The 22,363-nt window shown below is 50.1% G+C and carries 20 protein-coding genes; 7 read left to right on the plus strand and 13 right to left on the minus strand.

The window, feature by feature from the left end:
* Positions 1 to 2: 2 nt before the first annotated feature.
* The 6 genes from hscB to trmJ form a co-directional block, all read right to left on the minus strand.
* Entirely contained in the window at positions 3 to 518 is a 516-nt protein-coding gene (gene hscB, locus HA49_RS08910; protein ID WP_038022752.1) for a co-chaperone HscB, read from the minus strand.
* A gap of 77 nt (positions 519 to 595) precedes the next feature.
* The gene (iscA, locus tag HA49_RS08915) at positions 596 to 919 is read right to left on the minus strand and encodes an iron-sulfur cluster assembly protein IscA (protein ID WP_038022191.1); all 324 of its coding nucleotides are present in this window, start codon (positions 917 to 919) and stop codon (positions 596 to 598) included.
* A gap of 13 nt (positions 920 to 932) precedes the next feature.
* Positions 933 to 1,319, minus strand: a complete 387-nt coding sequence (iscU, locus tag HA49_RS08920; RefSeq protein WP_038022194.1) for a Fe-S cluster assembly scaffold IscU — start codon at positions 1,317 to 1,319, stop codon at positions 933 to 935.
* A gap of 21 nt (positions 1,320 to 1,340) precedes the next feature.
* Positions 1,341 to 2,555 (minus strand): IscS subfamily cysteine desulfurase, encoded by a 1,215-nt coding sequence (locus HA49_RS08925; protein WP_038022197.1) that lies wholly within the window; start codon positions 2,553 to 2,555, stop codon positions 1,341 to 1,343.
* Positions 2,556 to 2,639: 84 nt separating this feature from the next.
* Positions 2,640 to 3,140 carry a Fe-S cluster assembly transcriptional regulator IscR gene (gene iscR / locus HA49_RS08930; protein WP_038022199.1) on the minus strand — a complete coding sequence of 167 codons (501 nt, stop codon included), beginning with the start codon at positions 3,138 to 3,140 and terminating at the stop codon, positions 2,640 to 2,642.
* A 145-nt stretch (positions 3,141 to 3,285) separates the two neighbouring features.
* Positions 3,286 to 4,026, minus strand: a complete 741-nt coding sequence (trmJ, locus tag HA49_RS08935; RefSeq protein WP_038022202.1) for a tRNA (cytosine(32)/uridine(32)-2'-O)-methyltransferase TrmJ — start codon at positions 4,024 to 4,026, stop codon at positions 3,286 to 3,288.
* Between the two features lie 118 nt (positions 4,027 to 4,144).
* Between trmJ and suhB the strand changes: the two genes are divergently transcribed.
* Both suhB and csiE read left to right on the plus strand, forming a co-directional pair.
* A complete protein-coding gene (suhB, locus tag HA49_RS08940; protein ID WP_038022205.1) occupies positions 4,145 to 4,948 on the plus strand; it encodes an inositol-1-monophosphatase in 804 nt (267 codons plus the stop codon).
* A gap of 204 nt (positions 4,949 to 5,152) precedes the next feature.
* Positions 5,153 to 6,430: a stationary phase inducible protein CsiE gene (gene csiE, locus HA49_RS08945; protein ID WP_038022208.1), complete on the plus strand. Its 1,278-nt coding sequence runs from the start codon at positions 5,153 to 5,155 to the stop codon at positions 6,428 to 6,430.
* A gap of 99 nt (positions 6,431 to 6,529) precedes the next feature.
* Here csiE and glyA read toward each other — a convergent pair whose 3' ends face one another.
* Positions 6,530 to 7,783, minus strand: coding sequence for a serine hydroxymethyltransferase (gene glyA, locus HA49_RS08950; RefSeq protein WP_038022211.1), 1,254 nt, complete (start codon positions 7,781 to 7,783; stop codon positions 6,530 to 6,532).
* Between the two features lie 324 nt (positions 7,784 to 8,107).
* On the opposite strand from glyA, the gene hmpA reads away from it, so the two are divergent.
* Positions 8,108 to 9,295 carry an NO-inducible flavohemoprotein gene (hmpA, locus tag HA49_RS08955; protein ID WP_038022213.1) on the plus strand — a complete coding sequence of 396 codons (1,188 nt, stop codon included), beginning with the start codon at positions 8,108 to 8,110 and terminating at the stop codon, positions 9,293 to 9,295.
* 53 nt (positions 9,296 to 9,348) lie between these two features.
* Here hmpA and glnB read toward each other — a convergent pair whose 3' ends face one another.
* From glnB to purL, 5 genes are all read right to left on the minus strand, one after another.
* On the minus strand, positions 9,349 to 9,687 hold the full coding sequence (glnB, locus tag HA49_RS08960) for a nitrogen regulatory protein P-II (RefSeq protein ID WP_038022216.1): 339 nt from the start codon (positions 9,685 to 9,687) through the stop codon (positions 9,349 to 9,351).
* A 113-nt stretch (positions 9,688 to 9,800) separates the two neighbouring features.
* A complete protein-coding gene (glrR, locus tag HA49_RS08965) occupies positions 9,801 to 11,135 on the minus strand; it encodes a two-component system response regulator GlrR (RefSeq protein ID WP_038022219.1) in 1,335 nt (444 codons plus the stop codon).
* 3 nt (positions 11,136 to 11,138) lie between these two features.
* On the minus strand, positions 11,139 to 11,813 hold the full coding sequence (locus tag HA49_RS08970) for a hypothetical protein (protein WP_052752461.1): 675 nt from the start codon (positions 11,811 to 11,813) through the stop codon (positions 11,139 to 11,141).
* Positions 11,810 to 13,243, minus strand: a complete 1,434-nt coding sequence (locus tag HA49_RS08975) for a sensor histidine kinase (protein ID WP_038022754.1) — start codon at positions 13,241 to 13,243, stop codon at positions 11,810 to 11,812. The genes HA49_RS08970 and HA49_RS08975 overlap by 4 nt, the downstream gene beginning before the upstream one ends.
* Before the next feature lie 651 nt (positions 13,244 to 13,894).
* Complete coding sequence (gene purL / locus HA49_RS08980) at positions 13,895 to 17,785, minus strand: phosphoribosylformylglycinamidine synthase (RefSeq protein WP_038022223.1); 3,891 nt, start codon at positions 17,783 to 17,785, stop codon at positions 13,895 to 13,897.
* Positions 17,786 to 18,057: 272 nt separating this feature from the next.
* On the opposite strand from purL, the gene mltF reads away from it, so the two are divergent.
* A complete protein-coding gene (gene mltF / locus HA49_RS08985; RefSeq protein ID WP_038022225.1) occupies positions 18,058 to 19,494 on the plus strand; it encodes a membrane-bound lytic murein transglycosylase MltF in 1,437 nt (478 codons plus the stop codon).
* 1 nt (position 19,495) lies between these two features.
* Here the strand turns inward: mltF and tadA are convergent, their stop codons facing one another.
* Positions 19,496 to 19,993: a tRNA adenosine(34) deaminase TadA gene (gene tadA, locus HA49_RS08990; RefSeq protein ID WP_038022755.1), complete on the minus strand. Its 498-nt coding sequence runs from the start codon at positions 19,991 to 19,993 to the stop codon at positions 19,496 to 19,498.
* 502 nt (positions 19,994 to 20,495) lie between these two features.
* On the opposite strand from tadA, the gene HA49_RS08995 reads away from it, so the two are divergent.
* The 3 genes from HA49_RS08995 to HA49_RS09005 are packed head-to-tail and all read left to right on the plus strand — an operon-like array spanning position 20,496 to position 22,361.
* Positions 20,496 to 21,059: a Csu type fimbrial protein gene (locus HA49_RS08995; RefSeq protein WP_038022229.1), complete on the plus strand. Its 564-nt coding sequence runs from the start codon at positions 20,496 to 20,498 to the stop codon at positions 21,057 to 21,059.
* A 2-nt stretch (positions 21,060 to 21,061) separates the two neighbouring features.
* Positions 21,062 to 21,586 (plus strand): Csu type fimbrial protein, encoded by a 525-nt coding sequence (locus HA49_RS09000; RefSeq protein ID WP_038022756.1) that lies wholly within the window; start codon positions 21,062 to 21,064, stop codon positions 21,584 to 21,586.
* Positions 21,587 to 21,599: 13 nt separating this feature from the next.
* Complete coding sequence (locus HA49_RS09005) at positions 21,600 to 22,361, plus strand: fimbrial biogenesis chaperone (protein ID WP_038022233.1); 762 nt, start codon at positions 21,600 to 21,602, stop codon at positions 22,359 to 22,361.
* Positions 22,362 to 22,363: the final 2 nt, after the last annotated feature.

Below are 22,363 nucleotides of genomic sequence, written 5' to 3' on the forward strand. Positions count from 1 at the left end.
GTTTAAAAATCCAGCAGTTTCTCTTCCAGCTTTTCTGCTTCGACACGCAATCTGAAGAGAAATCTTAGCTTACGCACGGTGTCTGCCGCTTCCGGCCACTGCTGCTGAACAAATAACTGCCGCATTTGCTGACTGCGCTGCTGTTCCATATCATTCAGGCGACTGAAGTACGATGCCAGTGCATCACTATTTTTCTGCTGCTCAATATTTTCCAGCTCTTCCCGCAACTCCAATTGCTCCATCAGAAAAGCCGTATCACGTACGGTATGCTGTTCGTTATTAATATCGAACCCATGCAGAGACAACAGATATTCTGCCCGGGAGAGTGGCTGGCGCAGGGCCTGATAGCCCTGATTGATAGTGGCCGCGTGTTGCAACGCTTTCAGCCGCTCTGCTTCCGGAGAGGTCGCAAACTTGTCAGGATGATACTGACGCTGCAATGTCTGGAACCTATCTGCCAGCACCGCAGTATCAATATCAAAGGATTCTGGCAAATCAAACAGGGTAAAATAATTCATAACCGGCCCGAATCTGAGAAAAATAAAAAAAACGACCCCAGCAGGCTGGGGCAGATGTTCAGTGTATGACACAGAAATTATACGTTGAAACTCTCGCCGCAACCGCACTCATCTTTCACGTTCGGATTGTTGAATTTAAAGCCTTCATTCAGGCCTTCTTTCACAAAATCCAGCTCTGTACCATCCAGATAAACGAGGCTTTTGCCATCGACCACGACTCTGACGCCCTTCTGCTCAAACACAGTATCTTCAGGCTGTGGTTCATCCACAAACTCAAGCACATAGGCCATACCAGAACAGCCTGATGTTCTTACGCCCAACCGTAACCCATAACCTGAGCCACGGTTTGCCAGAAAACTACTGACACGCGCAGCAGCGGAATCGCTCAGGGAAATCGACATCTCTCACCCTCGCTTACTTATCAGTCTTTTTGCTCTTATAGTCAGCAATTGCTGCTTTAATCGCATCTTCAGCCAGAATAGAACAGTGGATTTTTACCGGGGGTAATTCCAGTTCTTCGGCAATTTGCATGTTCGAAATGCTTTGTGCTTCATCCAGAGATTTACCTTTTACCCACTCGGTAATCAGTGAACTGGAAGCGATCGCTGAGCCACAACCGTAAGTTTTAAAACGTGCATCTTCAATGATCCCGTTATCGCTGACTTTGATCTGCAGTTTCATCACGTCACCACAGGCAGGTGCACCGACCATGCCGCTACCGATAGTCGGGTCAGCATTGTCAAAAGAACCCACGTTGCGGGGATTTTCGTAGTGATCAATTACTTTTTCGCTGTAAGCCATTTTATATTCTCCTGAAGACTGTTAGTGATGCGCCCATTCGATGCTGTTCAAATCGATACCTGCTTTAAACATTTCCCACAACGGAGAAAGGTCGCGCAGCCGGCCGATAGAATTGCGCACCAGATTGATGGCGTAGTCGATCTCTTCTTCAGTAGTAAAACGTCCTAAAGAGAAACGAATTGAGCTGTGGGCCAGTTCATCGTTCATACCCAGAGCACGCAGTACATAAGATGGCTCCAGACTCGCAGACGTACAGGCTGAACCAGAAGATACGGCCAGATCTTTCAGGGCCATAATCAGCGACTCACCTTCAACGTAGTTAAAGCTGATATTGACGATATTGGGTGCGCCATTTTCAAGATCACCGTTGAGGTAAACCTCTTCCATATCTTTCACGCCATCCCACAGACGGTCACGCAAACGGCGCAGACGAGCCATCTCAGTGTCCATCTCTTCTTTCGCGATACGGTATGCTTCACCCATACCAACGATTTGATGAACGGCCAGTGTGCCTGAACGCATACCACGCTCATGACCACCACCGTGCATCTGAGCTTCCAGACGTACACGGGGTTTACGGCGGACATACAGTGCACCAATACCTTTCGGGCCATACAACTTGTGCGCCGAAAAAGACATTAAATCGACTTTTAACTTACTCAGATCGATAGGCAGTTTACCTACGCTCTGAGTGGCATCAACGTGGAAAATAATTCCGCGTTCACGGCAAATCTCACCGATAGTCGCAATATCCTGAACCACACCAATCTCATTATTGACATGCATGATAGAGATAAGGATCGTATCTTCACGAATCGCATCTCTCAGGACAGCCAGATCAATAATACCGTTAGTCTGAGGTGTCAGATAAGTGACGTCAAACCCTTCTCTTTCCAGCTGACGGCAGGTATCCAGCACCGCTTTATGTTCGGTTTTACAGGTAATGATGTGCTTACCCTTTTTCTGATAGAACTGAGCTGCACCTTTAATCGCCAGGTTATCAGCTTCGGTCGCACCCGAGGTAAACACTATCTCGCGGGGATCCGCCCCGACCAGGTCTGCAATCTGATTACGTGCAATATCTACCGCTTCCTCTGACTGCCAGCCGAAACGGTGTGAACGGGAAGCGGGGTTACCAAACACCCCGTCCAGAGTCAGATACTGCATCATCTTCTCGGCAACACGCGGATCTGCCGGCGTGGTTGCAGAGTAATCCAGATAAATTGGTAATTTCATTGCTCTTAAACTCCGTACATCACTTCAATGCTAATAATTTATATTATGGCGAAGATATTACGCAGGCAAAAAACGCCATAGTCTCTAGTTGTAAGCACGCAGCTTGACGTCAATGGCTGATTGCAGGCGTGGATCAAGGAAACGTCGGTTATCATTATTCTGACGATCCGCTACCTCAAGAATTTCCTGATTATTCACCAATTCAGCGAGGGTGATATTATTCAGAAACTCACTGATTCTGTCACTTAAATCACGCCACAATACGTGAGTAAGGCAGCGTTCACCGCCCTGACAGCCTTCTTTACCCTGACAACGGGTCGCATCGACAGATTCATCCACTGCGGTAATCACTGTGCCAACGGCAATCTGGCCGGCATCTTTACCCAGCAAATATCCACCACCAGGACCGCGGACGCTGGAAACCAGCCCGTTTTTGCGCAGGCGGGAAAATAACTGCTCAAGATAAGAGAGCGAAATACCCTGACGCTCAGAAATATCGGCCAGAGGTACCGGGCCTTCATTGGAATGAAGCGCCACATCCAGCATGGCAGTGACAGCATAACGTCCTTTGGATGTCAGTCTCATCGTTATACGACCTCGATCAGTATCCGGTTACCGGAGTGTTAATAAAGTTGATAACCTAAGTCTGACATTCCTGAGTAATTTGGTCAACTATTTAACCGGGTAAATTACTCAGGTATTTAACCGCACGTGCTGCCACCGGGCGCGATTAACCGCGGTTTTTCGGCTCGTGTTTTTCGAAGGAAGCCAGCATACCCCGTAATATATTCAACTCATCGCGCTCCGGACGGGCACGGGTGAACAGACGACGCAATTTGCTCATCACCTGCCCCGGTTGATCCTTACGCACAAACCCACTGGTCAGCATCATGTTTTCCAGATGGACATAGAAACGTTCCAGGTCATCCACCAGCGGATACGGAGATTCTGCGTAAACGGGTGCCGGCGTTTTAGCGGCTTCAACCTGTAACCAGGCCATCCGCACTTCATAGGCAATCAGCTGTACGGCCATCGCCAGGTTTAACGAGCTGTATTCAGGGTTAGCCGGGATAGCAACATGGTAGTGACATTTTTGCAGTTCTTCGTTGGTCAGACCGACACGTTCACGACCAAATACCAGTGCCACCGGAGCCTGCTGGCCTTCTTCAACACTTTTTATGCCACATTCTCTGGCATCGAGCATTGGCCATGGTAAAGAACGTGAGCGGGCACTGGTCCCTACCACCAGACTACAACCGGAAATCGCTTCATCCAGTGAGTCTACAATGCTGGCATTACCAATTAAGTCGCTGGCACCGGCCGCGAGAGATATGGCCTGAGAATCAGGCTTAATCAGAGGATTAACCAGATAAAGACTGGAGAGGCCCATAGTCTTCATGGCACGGGCAACTGAGCCCATATTCCCGGTGTGCGATGTTTCTACCAGGACGATACGAATATTCTGCAACATAATTGGAGGCCGCTCTTAAAATGATGGAAGGATACTAACATAAAAAGAGACATTATCTGAACAGGCTGCTATACTTCTCCGCGTTTTTTCGTTCTTTAACATCCAGTGGGAATAACTGATGCATCCGATGCTGAACATCGCCGTGCGCGCTGCGCGCAAGGCCGGTAATTTAATCGCCAAACACTACGAAACACCCGATGCCGTTGAAGCCAGTCAGAAAGGCAGTAACGACTTCGTCACCAATGTCGATCGCGAGGCGGAACGCCTGATTATTGAGGTGATTCGTAAATCTTACCCTCAGCACACCATCATCACAGAAGAAAGTGGTGAACTGGAAGGTGAAGATAAGGATGTACAATGGGTTATTGATCCACTGGATGGCACCACCAACTTTATAAAACGTTTCCCTCATTTCTCTGTTTCAATCGCCGTACGTATTAAAGGCCGCACCGAAGTTGCGGTGGTCTATGATCCAATGCGTAACGAATTGTTCAGTGCCGCCCGTGGACAAGGTGCTCAGTTAAACGGTTACCGTTTACGTGGAAGCTCTGCTCGTGACCTGGATGGTACGATTCTGGCGACCGGATTCCCGTTCAAAGCCAAACAACATGCTGCCCCGTTTATTAATGTGGTCGCCAAACTGTTTACTCAGTGTGCTGATTTCAGACGTACCGGTTCTGCGGCGCTGGATCTGGCCTATGTTGCTGCCGGTCGTACCGACGGTTACTTTGAAATTGGACTTAAACCGTGGGACTTTGCGGCAGGTGAACTGCTGGTCCGTGAAGCCGGTGGTCTGGTGACCGATTTTACCGGTGGACACGGTTATATCAGTTCAGGGAATATTGTTGCCGGTAACCCGCGTGTAGTCCGCGCTATCCTGGCATCAATGCGTGACGAGTTAAGTGAAGCTCTGAAGCGTTAATCCGTCCACCGGCAGACTGTGGTCCCCGCAGTCTGCCGGTGATGACAGTCTCCCCTATCCCCCGGCTTATCTCTCAATTCCCCGCCCTCGTGCGAATAAAATGTGACGTCGCTTCAACCTCTGACTAAAACCCCCTGCAGTTTCTTTTCCCTGTTCTTATCATTAGTTAACCTCATGTAATACCTACTGCGCCGGGAGAGAACTATGAGCGAAGACCGTCGTCCGCCGCCGGCGTTATCCCGAAGCCAGCGGCAAAGCTACATGACGCTGCTACTGGTGATAGCAGAGCAGTCACTGGATGCATTTCAGCTACAGATTCCTGATATGCCAGCTTTGCCGCCGGAGACAGCACAAGACATAACGCTGTTAACTGAAATTCTGCGCAATAATTATCAGCTGCAACTGGTCACATTACCCGGAGAAAGTTACCGGCTTACGGGCAGTGAACTGCAAAAACGTATCTGTCTGTTCTCCCATTTCCGCCGGCTGTTACGTCAGGCCCCGTCACTGGCAGAGAATATTGCACTGAAAGTCGAACAGCGCATGCAAAACCAGAAACCCGGCCCAGTCCGTTTCGACGAGAGTACGCTGACACAACTTATTCCGGCTTCCCTGCCGCCCGGGATATGCGGCCACCTGAATGCCAGTAGTGTGGTGCTGCTGCAACTGGTCCTGAATTACTCATTTTCCTCTACTGAACGGGTGCGCTTTAATCGCCAGCAGCGGGAATGGCTGAGTGCCAAAGAGTGGCTGCCAATGGCAAAAAATATTGCCGCTTATTGCCAGAATCAGGGAATGCCCTCCAGCGAGATCCCTGAAGATGAGGTCCTGTTCCTGACCTTATTGTTGACACTGCTGGATACACCTTCAGGGAATCTACAGCACGGCCATCTGCAAACTCAGCTAATGGCGGCTACCGGGCAACTGATCAGTCGGTTTGGCAGACTCTCGTCGATTGATATGTCAGGTAATCTTACGTTGCAACAACGGCTGTATTGCCACTTAAGTCTGGCTATTGAGCGCCACTATTTTTCGATTGGTATCGACAACAGCGTCAGTAATGAACTGATTGAAATGTATCCTGGCATGTTCCGGCTGACCTCACAGGCGCTTTCAGTATTTGAGCAACAATACCAGCTGACCTTCTCCAGACAGGAAACCATGCTGATAGCCTTACTGCTGGTCTCAGGGGCGATGGAAACTACCGGTTATGAGGAAAGGCAGATTATCGTTCTGACCAATGACAATCCGGAACTGGAACAGGAAGTGGAAAGGATTTTGCGCGAATCAGTACTGTTGCCAGTGACAGTGCATCGGCAGTCTCTGAGTAGTTTTCGTCAATACGGTGCCCCCCGGGGAGTGGCACTGGTGATCTCTCCTTATATCGTTCAACTGCCGCTTTTTTCTCCCCCACTGATTCACACCGAACTCCCTATGACGGAACACCAGCAGGAGTGTATCCGGAAAATACTCAGTGCATAAAAAACGGCCCGTTGCCGATCTGCTTAACACAGTCACAAGGGCCGTTTAACAGCGAGCCGGTTCACTTCCGGCAATCAGCTGCTCTCAGAATCAGTTATCTCAGGCGTAAACCGGCAGCCGTGCACAGATTTCCAGCACTTTACCTTTGACGCGCTCGATGGTGGCTTCGTCGTTAATGTTGTCCAGAACATCAGCAATCCAGCCAGCCAGTTCACGAACATCGGCTTCTTTGAAGCCACGACGGGTGACTGCAGGGGTACCGATTCGGATACCTGAAGTCACGAACGGACTTTTCGGGTCATTTGGCACACTGTTTTTGTTAACAGTGATATTGGCACGACCCAGCGCTGCATCCGCTTCTTTACCGGTCAGGTTTTTATCCACCAGGTCCAGCAGGAACAGATGGTTATGTGTTCCCCCGGAAACGATGTTAAAACCACGAGCCAGCAGAACTTCAACCATCGCTTTGGCGTTTATCGCCACCTGCTGCTGATAAGCTTTAAATTCTGGCTCCATCGCTTCTTTCAGCGCAATCGCTTTACCAGCGATAACATGCATCAGAGGCCCCCCCTGACCGCCAGGGAAAACCGCCGAATTCAGTTTTTTATACAGTTCTTCATCGCCACCTTTCGCCAGAATCAGGCCGCCACGGGGTCCTGCCAGAGTCTTATGGGTGGTTGAAGTGACGACATGAGCATGCGGTACCGGTGTCGGATAAACACCCGCAGCCACTAAACCAGCAACGTGTGCCATATCAACGAATAACCATGCGCCAACACTGTCAGCAATCTCACGCATTTTTTCCCAGTCACACACACCAGAGTACGCAGAAAAACCACCAACAATCATTTTTGGCTGGTGCTGTTTAGCCAGCTCTGCCAGTTCGTTGTAATCGATTTTGCCGCTTTCATCGATGCCGTAAGGAACGACGTTGTAAAGTTTACCGGACAGGTTGACCGGTGAGCCATGAGTCAGGTGGCCACCGTGTGCCAGGTTCATCCCAAGGATGGTGTCGCCGGGTTGCAGTAATGCGGTGTAAACTGCGAAGTTAGCCTGAGAACCGGAATGTGGCTGAACGTTGGCAAAATCTGCACCAAACAGCTCTTTTGCACGGTCAATTGCCAGTTGCTCTACGATATCAACATATTCACATCCGCCGTAGTAACGCTTCCCGGGGTAGCCTTCTGCATATTTATTGGTAAGCTGTGAACCCTGAGCTTCCATCACGCGTGGGCTGGTGTAGTTTTCTGAAGCAATCAGTTCAATGTGCTCTTCCTGACGCACTTTTTCCTGCTCCATCGCTTCCCACAGTGGGGCATCATAATCGGCTATGTTCATATCTCGCTTTAACATCCGCATCTCCTGACTCAGCTAACTTAAAAACGGCATTTAACACCCATCAGCGGGCAACGGCCCACAGTGTAAACTCTTTTAACGGTGGACGGTAGCCGGAATACATTCTTTTTGCGCAAACGATTGGCAATCAGTATTACTGCGGGTCAACTGTCTCAACTACGCTCCTTTTTTCACCGGATTTTCGCCGCAGTCCGCGAGTGTTATCGCACTCCCTGTAACACAGAAAGACCCTGATATGACTAAGCCTGTTTACATTCAGCGTTGCCGGCTATAACATGTATTTAAAATGCATGTTTAATAATCCACCGAAAGGAATTGAAAATGCCTGATACCAAAACACTGGAACTGGTCAGATCTACCCTTCCTGCTATTGCTGCTGCCGGCCCTGCGGTGACAAAGCACTTTTACCAGAGAATGTTGAGCCATAATCCTGAACTGAAAAATGTGTTTAATCTGACCAATCAGGTCAATGGCCGTCAGCCGGAAGCCCTGTTTGCTGCACTATGTGCCTATGGCAGCCACCTGGACAATCCCGCAGCTTTGTTGCCAGCCGTAGAAAAAATTGCCCAAAAACATGTCAGTCTTTCCATAACCCCGGAACAGTATGCAATTGTCGGGGAACATTTATTGGGGACTATTCGTGAATTACTTAACCCGGGCGAGGAAGTGATTAATGCCTGGGCAGAGGTATATGGCGTTCTGGCCGGCATCTTTATCAATCGTGAAGAACAGATCTATCAGGCGCACGAACACCAACCGGGCGGGTGGCGTAATACCAGGCGGTTTATTATCAGTGAAATCACGAAACAAAGTGATGTGATTAAAAGTTTCGTACTGACGCCGGAAGACGCCTTACCGGTAGCCGGTTATCTTCCGGGCCAGTACCTGTCAATATATCTGCAACCGGAAGGCTCGCCTTACCGACAAATCAGACAATATTCACTGACACGAAATGCCAATGGCCGCGATTACCGGATTGCGGTACGTCATCAGGAAGGTGGAACAATTTCAGGCTGGCTGCATCAGCAGGCAAAATGTGGTGACCTGTTGGAAGTCGCTGTACCCGGCGGCGATTTTTCCCTGGATGAGTCACTGACACCTGCACCATTAACATTGATCTCCGCCGGTGTCGGTCAGACCCCCTTACTGGCGATGCTTCACCAACTGGCAGAACAACATTACCCAGCAGAGGTTAACTGGTGGCATGCCACACACAGCAGCGCCACGCATGCCTTTGCTGATGAAGTGACAGAGCTTGGCAATCAACTTGAGAAATTCAGCCAGTTAATCTGGTACAGTGCGCCACAAATCGGGGATAATCCTGCATCTCAGTTCAGCGGACGAATGGCGGTGAGTATGGCCGGAGCAGAACAGCTCAGCCCGCAACATCATTTTTATCTTTGCGGGCCTCTGGCATTTATGCAGTCTGTTTTTGAACAGCTAACAGCGGCCGGCATTGCGCCTGACCATATCCATTATGAGATGTTCGGGCCACACAAATCCCTGTAGAAAAGAGGGGGGTTACCGGGCCTGGCTAAACAATATAAGGCCCGGTAAAGCCATCAGATAGCTTCTTCGTCCTCTTCCCCGGTACGAATACGGATAACACGGGCAACATCGAACACGAAAATTTTACCGTCTCCAATTTTCCCGGTCTGAGCCGTGCGCATAATGGTTTCTACGCAGGTATCAACGATATCATCAGAAACGACCAGTTCGATTTTCACTTTAGGCAGAAAATCGACCATGTATTCTGCGCCACGATACAGCTCAGTATGCCCTTTCTGGCGACCAAAACCTTTCACTTCCGTGACGGTCATTCCGGTAATACCCACTTCAGCCAGCGATTCACGGACATCATCCAGTTTGAAGGGCTTAATAATTGCATCAATTTTTTTCATATCAGAACCTTTTATTTCGCCAGTGACCCCGGAGCCTGGTTTTACCGAATCAGTGAAACCACCGCTTTATTGACGGCACCACCGGAATGACAATAAAAATAACTGGCAGCAAATTACCCTTTAAAATCGCTCGCGTCCAGTTCATGACGAGAGAGAAGTTTATAAAATTCAGTACGGTTACGCCCTGCAAGCCGTGCTGCGTGGGTGACATTCCCCCGGGTCATCTGCAGCAGTTTACGTAAATAATTTAATTCAAACTGATTTCTGGCTTCAGCAAAAGTCAGCAATGCGGTGTTTTCTCCGGCCAGTGCCTGCTCAACCAGACGATCGGTTATCACCGGAGCAGTGCTCAGCGCTACACACTGTTCAATCACATTGACCAGCTGACGAACATTTCCGGGCCAGCTGGCAGTAATCAGCCGTTTCATGGCCTCAGCCGAAAAACTGCGAATATGCGGTTTATGCCGGTCAGCAGCCTGACGCAGCAATGCATTTGCCAGCAACGGAATATCTTCTGCCCTGTCATTCAGTGACGGTAAGCGCAGTGTCACGACATTCAGGCGATAATAGAGATCTTCCCGGAATTCCTTTTTTTCCATGGCGTTCGGTAAATCACGGTGAGTCGCCGAAATAATCCGAACATCTATCGCCACATCCTGATTACTGCCTAACGGTCGTACTGTTCGCTCCTGCAGTACCCGCAACAGCTTCACCTGCAACGCCGCGGGCATATCACCAATTTCATCCAGAAAAAGCGTCCCGCCCTGGGCTGCCTGAAACAAACCTTCCCTGGCGTTTACCGCTCCGGTAAACGCACCTTTCGCATGACCAAATAACTCTGATTCGAGTAATTGTTCAGGTAAAGCGCCGCAGTTGATCGCGATAAACGGGCTATTTTGCCGCGGACTGGCATGATGAATGGCTTTGGCCAGAACTTCCTTTCCGGTGCCACTCTGGCCCTGTATTAATATGCTGACATCCGAACGGGCAACCATTTGTGCCTGTTCCAGCAAGCGCATCATCACCGGGCTGCGGGTCACGATAGTGTCACTTAACTGATGTTCGGTTACCGTTCCGCGCTGGGCCAGCGCCTGGTCAATTGCCTGGTATAAGGCATCACGGTTGACCGGTTTGGTCAGAAAGCTGCACACTCCCTGTTGGGTCGCCGACACAGCTTCGGGAATCGACCCGTGAGCGGTCAGAATGATCACTGGCATCCCCGGAAACTGTTTCTGGATTTCGCCAAACAGAGTCAGTCCGTCCATATGATCCATCCGCAGATCACTAATCACCAGATCAACCGGTTCACGAATTAAATGTCGTAACGCATCGGTACCATTTTCGCAAGCAGCCACCAGGAATCCCTCGCTACGTAACCGCATGCCGAGTAATTTGAGTATTCCCGGGTCATCATCCACCAGTAATAATCTTGAGGCTTGTTTTGTCATCGGTTAATTAGCTTCCTTTTCCTGTCCACCCGCGACGGCAGATGAGTAAATATGCGAGCTCTCCTGGAGATCTGCTGGTTTACGGTTCGACAGCTGACGTTCAATGTCGGCCAGCCTTTGCAACTGCTGCCGTTTATCTGATAACGCTTGTTGAAGTTGTTGCTGTTGCAAACGGAGCGCCGCAATTTCATTGTCACTGTTCTGACGAAGTTGCTGATATTTCTGCTCAGTTAGTGAAGCATTGAGTTGATTGCTCAGATTGTCGCGCCATAGCTGTAACAGCGGCCTGACTTCGGCAGTGACCTGAGACTGCCAGGTGGCCATTTGTTCCAGCATCTGCTGGCGTTGCTGATCAGTGATATCCGCCCCGGACAGTAGAATATCGTGACGAAAAGAGTTTACCCAACTGTCAGCCATGACCTGTTGCGCCTGACGGTAGTTGTCCGCAGAGGATTGTTGTTGTACGCAATCCATCAACGTTAACCAGTATCGCGGGTCACTTTGCTGAACGTCAGTCATGTCCTCTGTCACTGAAAGACAGCCAGCCACCGGCTCTCCGGCTGCCAGTGTCGACGGAGGTACGCCACCGGAAACAGTTCTCTTCTCCTGTTGACTACAGGCCGTCAGTAAAATAATCAGGGATACCGACAACAGACGCAGATGAAGACAGTAGCTCATAACCGATCAGTCCCATTAGTCAGCGGTAATTCAATCCTGAAACATACTTCAGCAGAGTTTTTATTCACCAGTGTCAGTTCACCCTGCATACGTTGGATACAATCTTTCGCAATACTTAACCCCAGCCCGCTACCCTTTACCGGCCCCCGCCGTTGACGAGCCCCCTGATAGAAAGGCTCAAATATCATTTTCTGCTCATGCTCCGGTATAGCTGTGCCACTGTTAGACACATCAATCCAGACTTTGTCACCCTGCCGGCTGGAAGTGAAAACCACCCACCCGCCAGGTTTTCCATAATTAATCGCATTGGAATAAAGATTATCCAAAGTCCTGGCCAACAACTGACGATCCGCCAGACAATATTGTTCTTCCAGAACGATTTCTGTCTCAATGTTCCTGGCACTGGCGGGAAGCGCATGTGCACTGACCACCCCATCTATAACATATTGCAGATCAACGGTTGTCATTCCGCCTCCGCTGTCTGCACTATGTCGATTATAATCCAGTAATTGCTCAATCAGTGTCTGTAAATGCAGGCTACTCTGGTCAAGTATGGCAACTATCTCTTTTTGTTCACTATTCAGTGGACCACTCACTTCATCCTCCAGCAAAGCACTACCTTCACGCAGACTCGCCAGAGGCGTTTTAAGCTCATGTGAGAGATGGCGTAAAAATTCGTGGCGTTGTGCCTCCAGCCATGACAAGCGTTCACTCAGCCACACTATCCGTTGTCCCAGAGATCGAATTTCATCCGGCCCGCGAAAATCGGTGGTTGCATCTATCTCACCGCCTTCTCCAAGGCGATGGATCATTTGTTTGAGGTTTTTAACCGGCCCGATGATCATCCGTGTGAACAGCAACATAAACACCAGACTGATCAGAAACAGCAACAGAGCCTGCCAGCCAAAGAAAGCCCCACGGTCGGCAATTTCATGCTGTAGCTCTAAACCTCGGGTAAATACCCTCTGTCGGGTCTCGTCCACCAACTGGCTGTTCGCTATAGAAAAAGCAATCAGGCTATCAGAGGCGGTTTCCAGCGGATTGCCCTGTTCACAGCGCAACTGACTAAGTTCAGGTAACAAATGCTGAATTTTCTGCAGGGATTTTAGCTGCGGTAACCGCTGAAAATGAGTGCTGGCCATTTGCTGATAGCGCAGATACTGTTGCTGATATAAAGACTCCAGCGTTGGATCATTGAGTACGCAAAACTGGCGGTAATTACGCTCAATTTCCAGCGCACTGCGTGCCATAAGTTCACTCAGGCGGACATCGGTAAAGGTATTACGGTTGGTTTCTGCGGCCTGTTCACTCAGGCTGGAAAAACTCTCCCAAGCCTGCCATGCCAGGATAAGTAATGGCAACAGTACCAGCACAAAGGCCAGCAGTACCAGTTGTCTCAGTGAACGGGGAACAAAACGCCAGCTTTTCAAGGTCATCGCCATCAGTGAATAAAACTCTGATGCTAGCCGGATTAGGCTCCGGAAGGAAGACACTCCGTTGAAAACAGATAAAGGGATATTTCTGTGCCTCGAACGCATCAGAAGGCCCGGTTGTCCTGACGACAAGCCTGGTGGGAGCAGAAAAGTATAACGCCGGGAAACCCGGCGTTATGGAAAAAGGCGGTGCCTTACTCAACGTTACGCCCGTGGCATGATAACGCAGTATAACTGACGATTATCAACAGTCGGACGGCAGGCACCTTGGGGCATCATTCAAAGTTTATGAGCTCTTGACCGCTTTCGCAGGGCATCATAAAGAGCAGAATGAGCTGCGGGATGTATGATGCAATAGCTGTGCCATAAAAAACAAGTCTTATTATATCAATCAGTTAACCCAGAAAAGCCCCCAATAACTCAGTAACCCTCTTCTAAACTGTCTCCACCGGGAGACAGTTTTCGCCTGAGAACCAGGACTTATTAATTTTCAATAAGTTAAGTGTCACAAATCGGAGACAGATCGATCATCCAAAGTGTCGCCGGAATAACACTTTTCCTTTATAGCCTTGCCTGTTTTTGGACAATAATACCGATAAAAAAGCACTCCGGAGAGTGCCTTTTATCAGACGGGCTTGACCGGGCTTATCAGCCCAACTGATGACGCGCATTACGGAAAATACGCATCCATGGACTATCTTCGCCCCATTCAGCCGGATGCCAGGAGTTGCTGACAGTACGGAATACTCGCTCCGGGTGAGGCATCATTATAGTGACACGCCCTGAAGTGTTGGTGACTGCAGTAATGCCTTTCGGAGAGCCATTCGGGTTCGCCGGATAATTTTCGGTGACATTGCCGTAATTATCCACGAAACGCAGCGCAACCAGTTGCTGTGTTTCCAGAGCATTCAGCTGTTGCTGATCACGCAACTCTGCAAATCCTTCCCCGTGAGATACTGCAACAGGCATCCTCGAACCGGCCATACCGGATAACAACAACGACGGGCTCTCTGCCACTTCCACCAGACTAAAACGTCCTTCAAAACGTTCTGACTGGTTACGTACAAAGCGTGGCCACAGTTCACTGCCAGGGATGAGTTCGCGCAGATTGGACATCATCTGACAACCGTTACATACCCCGAGCGCCAGTGTCTGATCCCGGTGGAAGAACTGTTCAAAGGTTTCACGAACCCGTGGATTAAACAGAATCGATTTTGCCCAGCCCTCTCCGGCACCCAGCACATCGCCGTAGGAGAATCCGCCACAGGCAGCAAGCACCTGGAAATCATCCAATTGCTGACGCCCGGCCAGCAGATCGCTCATATGCACATCGACCGCATCAAAACCTGCGCGATGGAACGCTGCAGCCATTTCAACATGAGAGTTGACACCCTGCTCACGTAGCACCGCCAGTTTAGGACGGGCTCCGGTGGCAATCATCGGCGCGGCAATATCTTCCGACGGATCAAAACTCAATGAAACGTTCAGTCCCGGATCGTTATTATCCTGTTTCGCCTGATGTTCCTGGTCAGCACATTCAGGGTTATCACGCAGGCGCTGCATCTGCCAGGTAGTTTCTGCCCACCAGTTACGCAGGGTTGAACGTTTTTCCTGATACACCACCTGACCAGCAGAACGCACGATGAAACCGTCTCCCGGTTGTGCTGAACCCAGAACATGCAGGCATTCGCTCAGGCCATGTTCGGCGAAGACAGCGCTAACTGCCGACTGCTCCGCGGCAGGGATCTGGATGACGGCACCCAGTTCTTCGGTAAACAGCGCGGCCAGAACATCCTGGCCCAATGTAGTGATATCAACATCGACACCACAATGTCCGGTAAAGGCCATTTCTGCCAGAGTGACCAGTAAGCCACCATCTGAACGGTCATGGTAAGCCAGTAATTTCTGTTCAGAAACCAACTGCTGAATGGCATTAAAGAATCCAGCCAGCTGCTGTGCATCGCGTACATCCGCTGGTTTATCACCCAGCTGGCTGTAGACCTGAGCCAGTGCAGTCGCTCCCAAAGTATTCGCACCAGCCCCCAGGTCAACCAGCAACAGCAGGTTATCGGTCTGTGGCTGCAGCTGTGGTGTCACGGTACGGCGGACATCTTCAACCCGGGCAAAAGCGGTGATCACCAGCGACAGTGGCGAGGTCATTTCCCGTGGCTCATCATTATGCTGCCAGCGGGTTTTCATCGACATAGAATCTTTACCGACCGGAATGGTCAGACCCAGCGCGGGGCAGAGCTCTTCTCCGACCGCTTTCACTGCAGCATACAATCCGGCATCTTCGCCCGGGTGTCCGGCTGCAGACATCCAGTTAGCCGACAATTTCACCCGGGTCAACCCGCCGATATCGGTGGCTGCCAGGTTAGTCAGTGATTCGCCCACCGCCAGTCGTGCTGAAGCAGCGAAGTCCAGCAGTGCTACCGGCGCACGCTCACCCAGGGCAAACGCCTCACCATGATAGCTGTCCAGGCTGGCTGTGGTGACGGCACAGTTAGCGACCGGCACCTGCCACGGCCCCACCATCTGGTCACGGGCAACCATCCCGGTCACTGAGCGGTCACCAATGGTGATCAGGAAGGTTTTCTCAGCCACCCCGGGCAGGTGCATGACACGTTTAACTGCATCGGCCACCGAAATTTTTTCCCGGGCCAGTTCTGTGCCTTCTGCTTTCAGAGTGGTCACGTCACGGGTCATTTTCGGCGTTTTACCTAGCAATACATCCAGTGGCATATCAATCGGCTGGTTATCAAAATGCTCATCACTCAGGGTCAGGTGCAGTTCTTCGGTGGCTTCACCGATCACAGCATACGGAGCGCGCTCACGTTGACAGAGTTGTTCAAACAACGCCAGTTTCTCTGGCGCCACAGCCAGCACATAACGTTCCTGAGATTCGTTACACCAGACTTCCAGCGGGCTCATACCAGGTTCATCACTCAGGATGTCACGCAGATTGAAACGACCACCACGGCCACCGTCACTCACCAGCTCCGGCATCGCATTCGATAGCCCCCCGGCGCCAACATCGTGAATAAACAGAATCGGGTTCTGCTCACCCAGTTGCCAGCAACGATCGATCACTTCCTGACAACGACGTTCCATTTCAGGGTTGTCACGCTGTACAGAAGCAAAATCCAGGTCGGCATCAGACTGGCCGGAAGCCATGGAAGAGGCCGCTCCGCCCCCCAGACCGATATTCATTGCCGGGCCACCCAGCACAATCAGTTTAGCGCCAATGCTAATTTCGCCTTTCTGCACATGATCGGCACGGATATTACCAATCCCGCCGGCCAGCATAATCGGCTTATGGTATCCACGCAGTTCCTCGCCGTTGTGGCTGTTAACCTGTGCTTCATAAGTACGGAAATAGCCGTTCAGTGCCGGACGACCAAATTCATTGTTAAATGCAGCACCCCCTAACGGGCCTTCGGTCATGATATCCAGTGCTGTAACAATGCGCTCCGGCTTGCCAAAATCCTGCTCCCAAGGCTGTTCAAAGCCAGGGATTTTCAGGTTGGATACCGAGAAACCCGTCAGACCCGCTTTTGGTTTAGCCCCACGTCCGGTAGCACCTTCATCACGAATTTCTCCGCCGGAGCCGGTCGCGGCTCCCGGCCACGGCGAAATCGCTGTCGGATGGTTATGGGTTTCCACTTTCATCAGGATATGGGCATCTTCCTGGTGGAAATCATAGATGCCATGTTGGTCATCAGCATAAAAACGCCCGACCTTCGAACCTTCCATGACCGCCGCATTATCCTTATAAGCCGACAATACATGCTCCGGATTTTTCTCGAAGGTATTCTTAATCATCTTAAACAGTGACTTTGGCTGTTTAACACCGTCAATCACCCAGTCAGCGTTAAAAATCTTGTGACGACAGTGCTCTGAGTTCGCCTGAGCAAACATATAGAGTTCAATGTCGTTTGGATTACGCCCCAGGGAAGTAAAGGCTGCCAGCAGATAGTCGATTTCATCTTCAGCCAGAGCCAGTCCCAGGGCAAGATTTGCTTCCTGCAGAGCGACACGGCCACGACCCAGTACGTCCACCGCTTTTACTGGCTGCGGCTGATGATGGGCAAATAATTGTTCCGCCTGTGACAGAGAGGTGAATACGGATTCCATCATCCGGTCATGCAACAGTGCTGCCAGTTGGCTCCATTGTGCTTCAGACAGCGTATCGGCCTGAATGTAGAACGCCAAACCTCTTTCCAACCGCAATACTTTCGATAACTCACAGTTGTGAGCAATATCAGTGGCTTTGGAAGACCATGGAGAAATGGTACCCGGGCGTGGGGTCACCAGTAATAAACGTCCGACAGGTTCATGCTCTGCCAGCGAGGGACCGTATTTAAGAAGACGTTGGAGACGATTTTGTTCGTCCTGAGTCAGCGCTGAGCTAACATCAGCAAAATGCACATATTCGGCATAAATCTCACTCACCGGCAGATGAGCGTCGTGAAAGCTGGTCAACAGTTTGTTAATACGAAATGCCGACAGAGCGGGCGAACCACGCAAAATTTCCATCATTAAAGATCTCTCGTCTTCGAAACGCCGGGCGACGCTTCATTGGGCGCAACAGGGGGAAAACGGGGCATATTATAAAGAAGAAGCCCCCGTTACGAAACCGTTTGCGCAGATTTTATCGGGTTAAATTGCCGATTAAAAAACACACATTTCTTGCTATAAAAGTTGCTCTTTGCCTTTTTGTTGCTCAGAATGCACTTCGCGTTGGGGTACTATTCCTGTTTATTTTGTCCTGCCAAAAGGCTGAACCCGGCGCTGATTAACGAGATAACTACTTGAAATACTTAAAGTTTAATTATCTTTTGATCGGTCTTGTCACTCTATTACTGGCAATGGCTTTATGGCCTGCGATACCCTGGCATTCAGGTTCACAAGACACTCTGGCGCAGATTAAATCGCGCGGAGTTTTGCGTGTCAGCACCATAAATTCGTCACTGACCTGGCAAAAGATCAATAACAATCCCACGGGGATGGATTACGAACTGGCAAAACGCTTTGCAGATTATCTGGGCGTGAAGCTGGAGGTAACCGTTCGCCCGAATATTGAAAGCCTGTTTGATGATCTGAATCATCACCGGGCAGACCTGCTGACAGCGGGCCTGACATGGGACAGCGCGCGTCAGGCGCAATATCGTAGTGGTCCGGCCTACTATTCCACGACACAACAACTGGTTTATCGTGTAGATAAGCCGCGGCCAAAAAACCTCGGTGATTTGCATGGCACATTAGCGGTCCCGTCAGAGTCATCATTCGTTCCGACACTTGAAGCCGCAAAACAGGGGAAATTTCCACAACTGAGCTGGGAAATTGAGAAAAAACTCAGTCCTCAAGAGATGCTGGAGCAGGTTGCAGATGGGAAGCTGGATTATACCATTGGTGATTCTGTCACTATCGGTATGATGCAACGCATTCATCCTCGGTTAGCCGTGGCTTTTGATGTCACCAATGAAGTCCCGGTAAACTGGTATATGGCTAAATCCCCGGATGACAGCCTGAATGCTGCGCTGCTCGACTTTTATAACAGTATTAATGAAGAAGGCACACTGGCCCGGCTGGACGAGAAATATTTAGGTCACACCGGCAGCTTTGATTACGTCGATACCCGGACATTTTTACGTGCGATTGACAGTACTCTGCCTTCCCTGCAACCGTTGTTCAAGAAATATGCCAGCCAGATTGACTGGCGATTACTGGCCGCAATTGCCTATCAGGAATCTCACTGGGATCCACAAGCAACCTCACCGACGGGTGTCAGAGGAATGATGATGCTGACACGAAACACGGCGGATAGTCTGGAAGTCAGTGACCGGCTCGACGCAGCGGAGAGCATCCGCGGAGGCAGCCAGTATTTACAGAAACTGATGGAAAAAATGCCGGAAACTATTCCTCCGGATGAACGCATCTGGTTTGCCCTGACGGCCTATAATATTGGCTACGCACACATGATGGATGCCAGAAAACTGACGATGAAACAGGGAGGCAATCCGGACAGTTGGACCGATGTGAAAACCCGCCTGCCGTTGCTGGAACAGAAGCGCTACTATAGTCAGACAACCTATGGATACGCTCGTGGCGGTGAGGCCTATAATTACGTCGAAAATATCAGGAAATATAACATTAGCCTGGTTGGCTATTTGCAGGAAATACAGAAAAAACGTCAACCGGATGCCATTCCGGCGACCACCAGCGAACCGCAAATTGCCATGAACTGAGTTACTGATTTTCCCGCTGCGCCAGTCGCAGCGCTTTTTTTTGTGCCCTGCGTAAACGAAAAAAATCACTTAACTGAGCGGCACACTCATCAGCCAGCACTCCCCCAGTCACGGACATTTTATGGTTCATGCCCGGATGCCCTGGCACATCCAGCAGCGAACCTGCTGCACCGGTTTTGGCATCAGCCGCGCCAAACACCAGTCGGGAAATTCGGCTATGCACCATCGCTCCCGCACACATAACACAAGGTTCCAGGGTGACATATAAGGTTGTATCCAGTAACCGGTAATTTCCCAGCGCTTTTCCGCCCTGCCGCAGCGCCATAATTTCAGCATGCGCGGTCGGATCATGAGATGCCACCGGGTGGTTCCACCCCTCGGCAATAATGTTTCCCTGCCAGACCAGAACGGCTCCAACCGGAACTTCATTATTATCCTGAGCCCGTTTAGCCAGCATTAACGCATGGCGCATCCAGTACTCGTCATTTTTTTCGGTCACATTTTGTCCCCGCAGGTTCTCATCGCGGCGCATTATACCGGGATCACAGATGAATGCGAGATCCGCGCGTTCCGGCCCCTTATCAGTGAATCATTGAGCGTGTCAGCCCCGGAAATTAATAATAAATAAAACTTATTATAGAAATGAAATTTGATACTATTGATTACCAAAATCCGGATATTTAATATTGATTTTCTCGTGTAACACCTTATTCTGACACTATGATTTAAAATGAAATATGCATAAGCACATGTTTTACATGATAAATAAATCAGAAGGCATCTTAAATAATCGCTTACATGAAAGGCAAATAACCCTTTGAGATTAATCTTAACTGTATGGTAGTCTGGCCACCTAAATGTTAAATCAAATTAATCAATAATAATTCTGATGCCAGGGCAGAGTCCCATGCATTCGGTCACGCCACGTGCGAAGCACTCTGTTTCAAATCAGTCAGATTTTTCACTCATCAGACTAAATACACACTGCAAAAGGTTATTTCATGAAAATCAACAAGATGCTGTTATGTGCTTTAGGTTACGCATTGACAACCAGCGTGGTCCCCTCCGTAGCCAGTGCGGCAGAAGGCACTTTATCCGGACAAGTGGGCGTCCAGGTCACTATAAAAGAGGGCTGCGCAGTAACAAATGGCAGTTCTTCTTCCGGAACCAACAGCTGGGGAACGCTGAATTTCGGGACTTATTCTGATTTGACCGCCGCGATTAATGGAACCGTTCTTGGTTCTGACGGCACCAACGCCGTTACCATCACCTGTACTGAGGGCCTGACTCCCACCATGACTCTGGATGGGGGGCTGAACGAAGCAAGTGATGTCCGGAACATGGTCAACACCAGCGGTACCACTACCACCGACATTGCTTATCATCTCTATTCTGATGCCAACCATACCAGCGAAATTGAACCTGGCGGCCAGGTTTCTCTGACTGCAGATGGCACCGCACAAAGTATCCCGATCTACGGTCGTATTGTGCCTGATGGTCAAACTACCACAACTCCTGCTTCAGGAACTTACAGCGACACAGTGACTGCCACGCTCTCCTGGTGAGTATAAAACGCACCATTGTTTTAGTGGTGCTGTTTTCGGTACTACCTGTTGTGGCCGCCGCAGATACGACAACCAGTAGCTTTACCGTATCTTCGGTGATCACCAGCGGATGTGCTCTGGGTACTGACACTAATGACACAGTCACTAATTTCGGCAGCATTGATTTTGGATCGATGTCGTCGATTGCCGGTAATGTGGATGTTGCCAGTACCCCGGGCGCAGGTTCGGTGATTGTTACCTGTACCCCTGGAATGTCAGTATCCATTGCCCTGGATTACGGCCTTCATGGCGGCTCATCCACTGAACGTTATCTGAAAAACAGTGCCACCGAAGCAACACTGGGATATCAGTTGTACCAGGACGCAGCACACTCCACTGTCTGGGGCACCGATGCTCTGGCTTACAGTGTCGCCTCTTTCCCTGATACCCCCCAGACCTACACGATTTATGGCCGGTTATTCCCGGTCACGGGTTTACCTGCCTCTGGCACTTACACCGACACTGTGACTGTAACCCTGACCTATTAAGAAGTTTGCTTATATGAAAATTAAATATTATTTATCTGCACTGTTAATCCTGTTGTCTGCCCGGGGAATCAACGCCCGGGCGGCCAGTTCGGTATTAGTCTGGCCAATTTTTCAGACCATCAGCAGTACGGACAAAGGCTCAGAATTATGGCTGCAGAACCGGGGTAACAGTGCGGTGACTTTACAGTTGCGGATTTTTAAATGGCAGCAGCACAATTCCGCCACGGTCTATTCTGATCAAAAGGCAGTGCTGGCCAGCCCGCCCTTTGTTACGGTCCAGCCAGGCCAGAGACAACTTATTCGCTTAATACGTATTCAGCCTACTGCACCGCAACGTGAAGATGCATACCGGATTGTTATTGATGAGATACCTGGCAGTGCGGCTTCTCAGGATAATGGCAACAATTCCGGCCTGATTATGCGGATGCGCTATGTATTGCCACTCTTTCTTTACGGGCAGGGTATCGCCCCTGTCAGTCAGGACGGGCCAGTCAGTGCTATCCAACGCAACCTGAGCTGGAAAATTGTCAGAGATAAAGGGCAAGCGGTTTTAGCCGTAACCAACCATGGTGACATGCATGCACGTCTGAGTGATATTTTTTGGGGGAATGATGCACGGCATCCTGTAGCTTATATCTCCAAAGGATTTTTAGGCTACGTGCTGGCGGGACAAACTGTTGAGTTTCCACTACCAGCGCATCAAACCCCGGGAAATTCGTTATTCAGCCGACTGGCGGATAATGTAGCTCCGGTCGGCATTGCAGCCGACAGATAACG

The organism is Tatumella morbirosei, from assembly GCF_000757425.2.
Classification (GTDB): Bacteria; Pseudomonadota; Gammaproteobacteria; order Enterobacterales; family Enterobacteriaceae; genus Tatumella; species Tatumella morbirosei.

Bases quoted from the DNA above. Each gene is read 5' to 3' on its own strand.
- iscR (WP_038022199.1), bottom strand. From the start codon at position 3,140: ATGAGACTGACATCCAAAGGACGTTATGCTGTCACTGCCATGCTGGAT.
- suhB (WP_038022205.1), top strand. From the start codon at position 4,145: ATGCATCCGATGCTGAACATCGCCGTGCGCGCTGCGCGCAAGGCCGGT.
- HA49_RS09005 (WP_038022233.1), top strand. From the start codon at position 21,600: ATGAAAATTAAATATTATTTATCTGCACTGTTAATCCTGTTGTCTGCC.
- trmJ (WP_038022202.1), bottom strand. From the start codon at position 4,026: ATGTTGCAGAATATTCGTATCGTCCTGGTAGAAACATCGCACACCGGG.
- glyA (WP_038022211.1), bottom strand. From the start codon at position 7,783: ATGTTAAAGCGAGATATGAACATAGCCGATTATGATGCCCCACTGTGG.
- hmpA (WP_038022213.1), top strand. From the start codon at position 8,108: ATGCCTGATACCAAAACACTGGAACTGGTCAGATCTACCCTTCCTGCT.
- glnB (WP_038022216.1), bottom strand. From the start codon at position 9,687: ATGAAAAAAATTGATGCAATTATTAAGCCCTTCAAACTGGATGATGTC.
- purL (WP_038022223.1), bottom strand. From the start codon at position 17,785: ATGATGGAAATTTTGCGTGGTTCGCCCGCTCTGTCGGCATTTCGTATT.
- csiE (WP_038022208.1), top strand. From the start codon at position 5,153: ATGAGCGAAGACCGTCGTCCGCCGCCGGCGTTATCCCGAAGCCAGCGG.
- HA49_RS08970 (WP_052752461.1), bottom strand. From the start codon at position 11,813: ATGAGCTACTGTCTTCATCTGCGTCTGTTGTCGGTATCCCTGATTATT.
- glrR (WP_038022219.1), bottom strand. From the start codon at position 11,135: ATGACAAAACAAGCCTCAAGATTATTACTGGTGGATGATGACCCGGGA.
- iscA (WP_038022191.1), bottom strand. From the start codon at position 919: ATGTCGATTTCCCTGAGCGATTCCGCTGCTGCGCGTGTCAGTAGTTTT.
- hscB (WP_038022752.1), bottom strand. From the start codon at position 518: ATGAATTATTTTACCCTGTTTGATTTGCCAGAATCCTTTGATATTGAT.
- HA49_RS08995 (WP_038022229.1), top strand. From the start codon at position 20,496: ATGAAAATCAACAAGATGCTGTTATGTGCTTTAGGTTACGCATTGACA.
- HA49_RS08925 (WP_038022197.1), bottom strand. From the start codon at position 2,555: ATGAAATTACCAATTTATCTGGATTACTCTGCAACCACGCCGGCAGAT.
- iscU (WP_038022194.1), bottom strand. From the start codon at position 1,319: ATGGCTTACAGCGAAAAAGTAATTGATCACTACGAAAATCCCCGCAAC.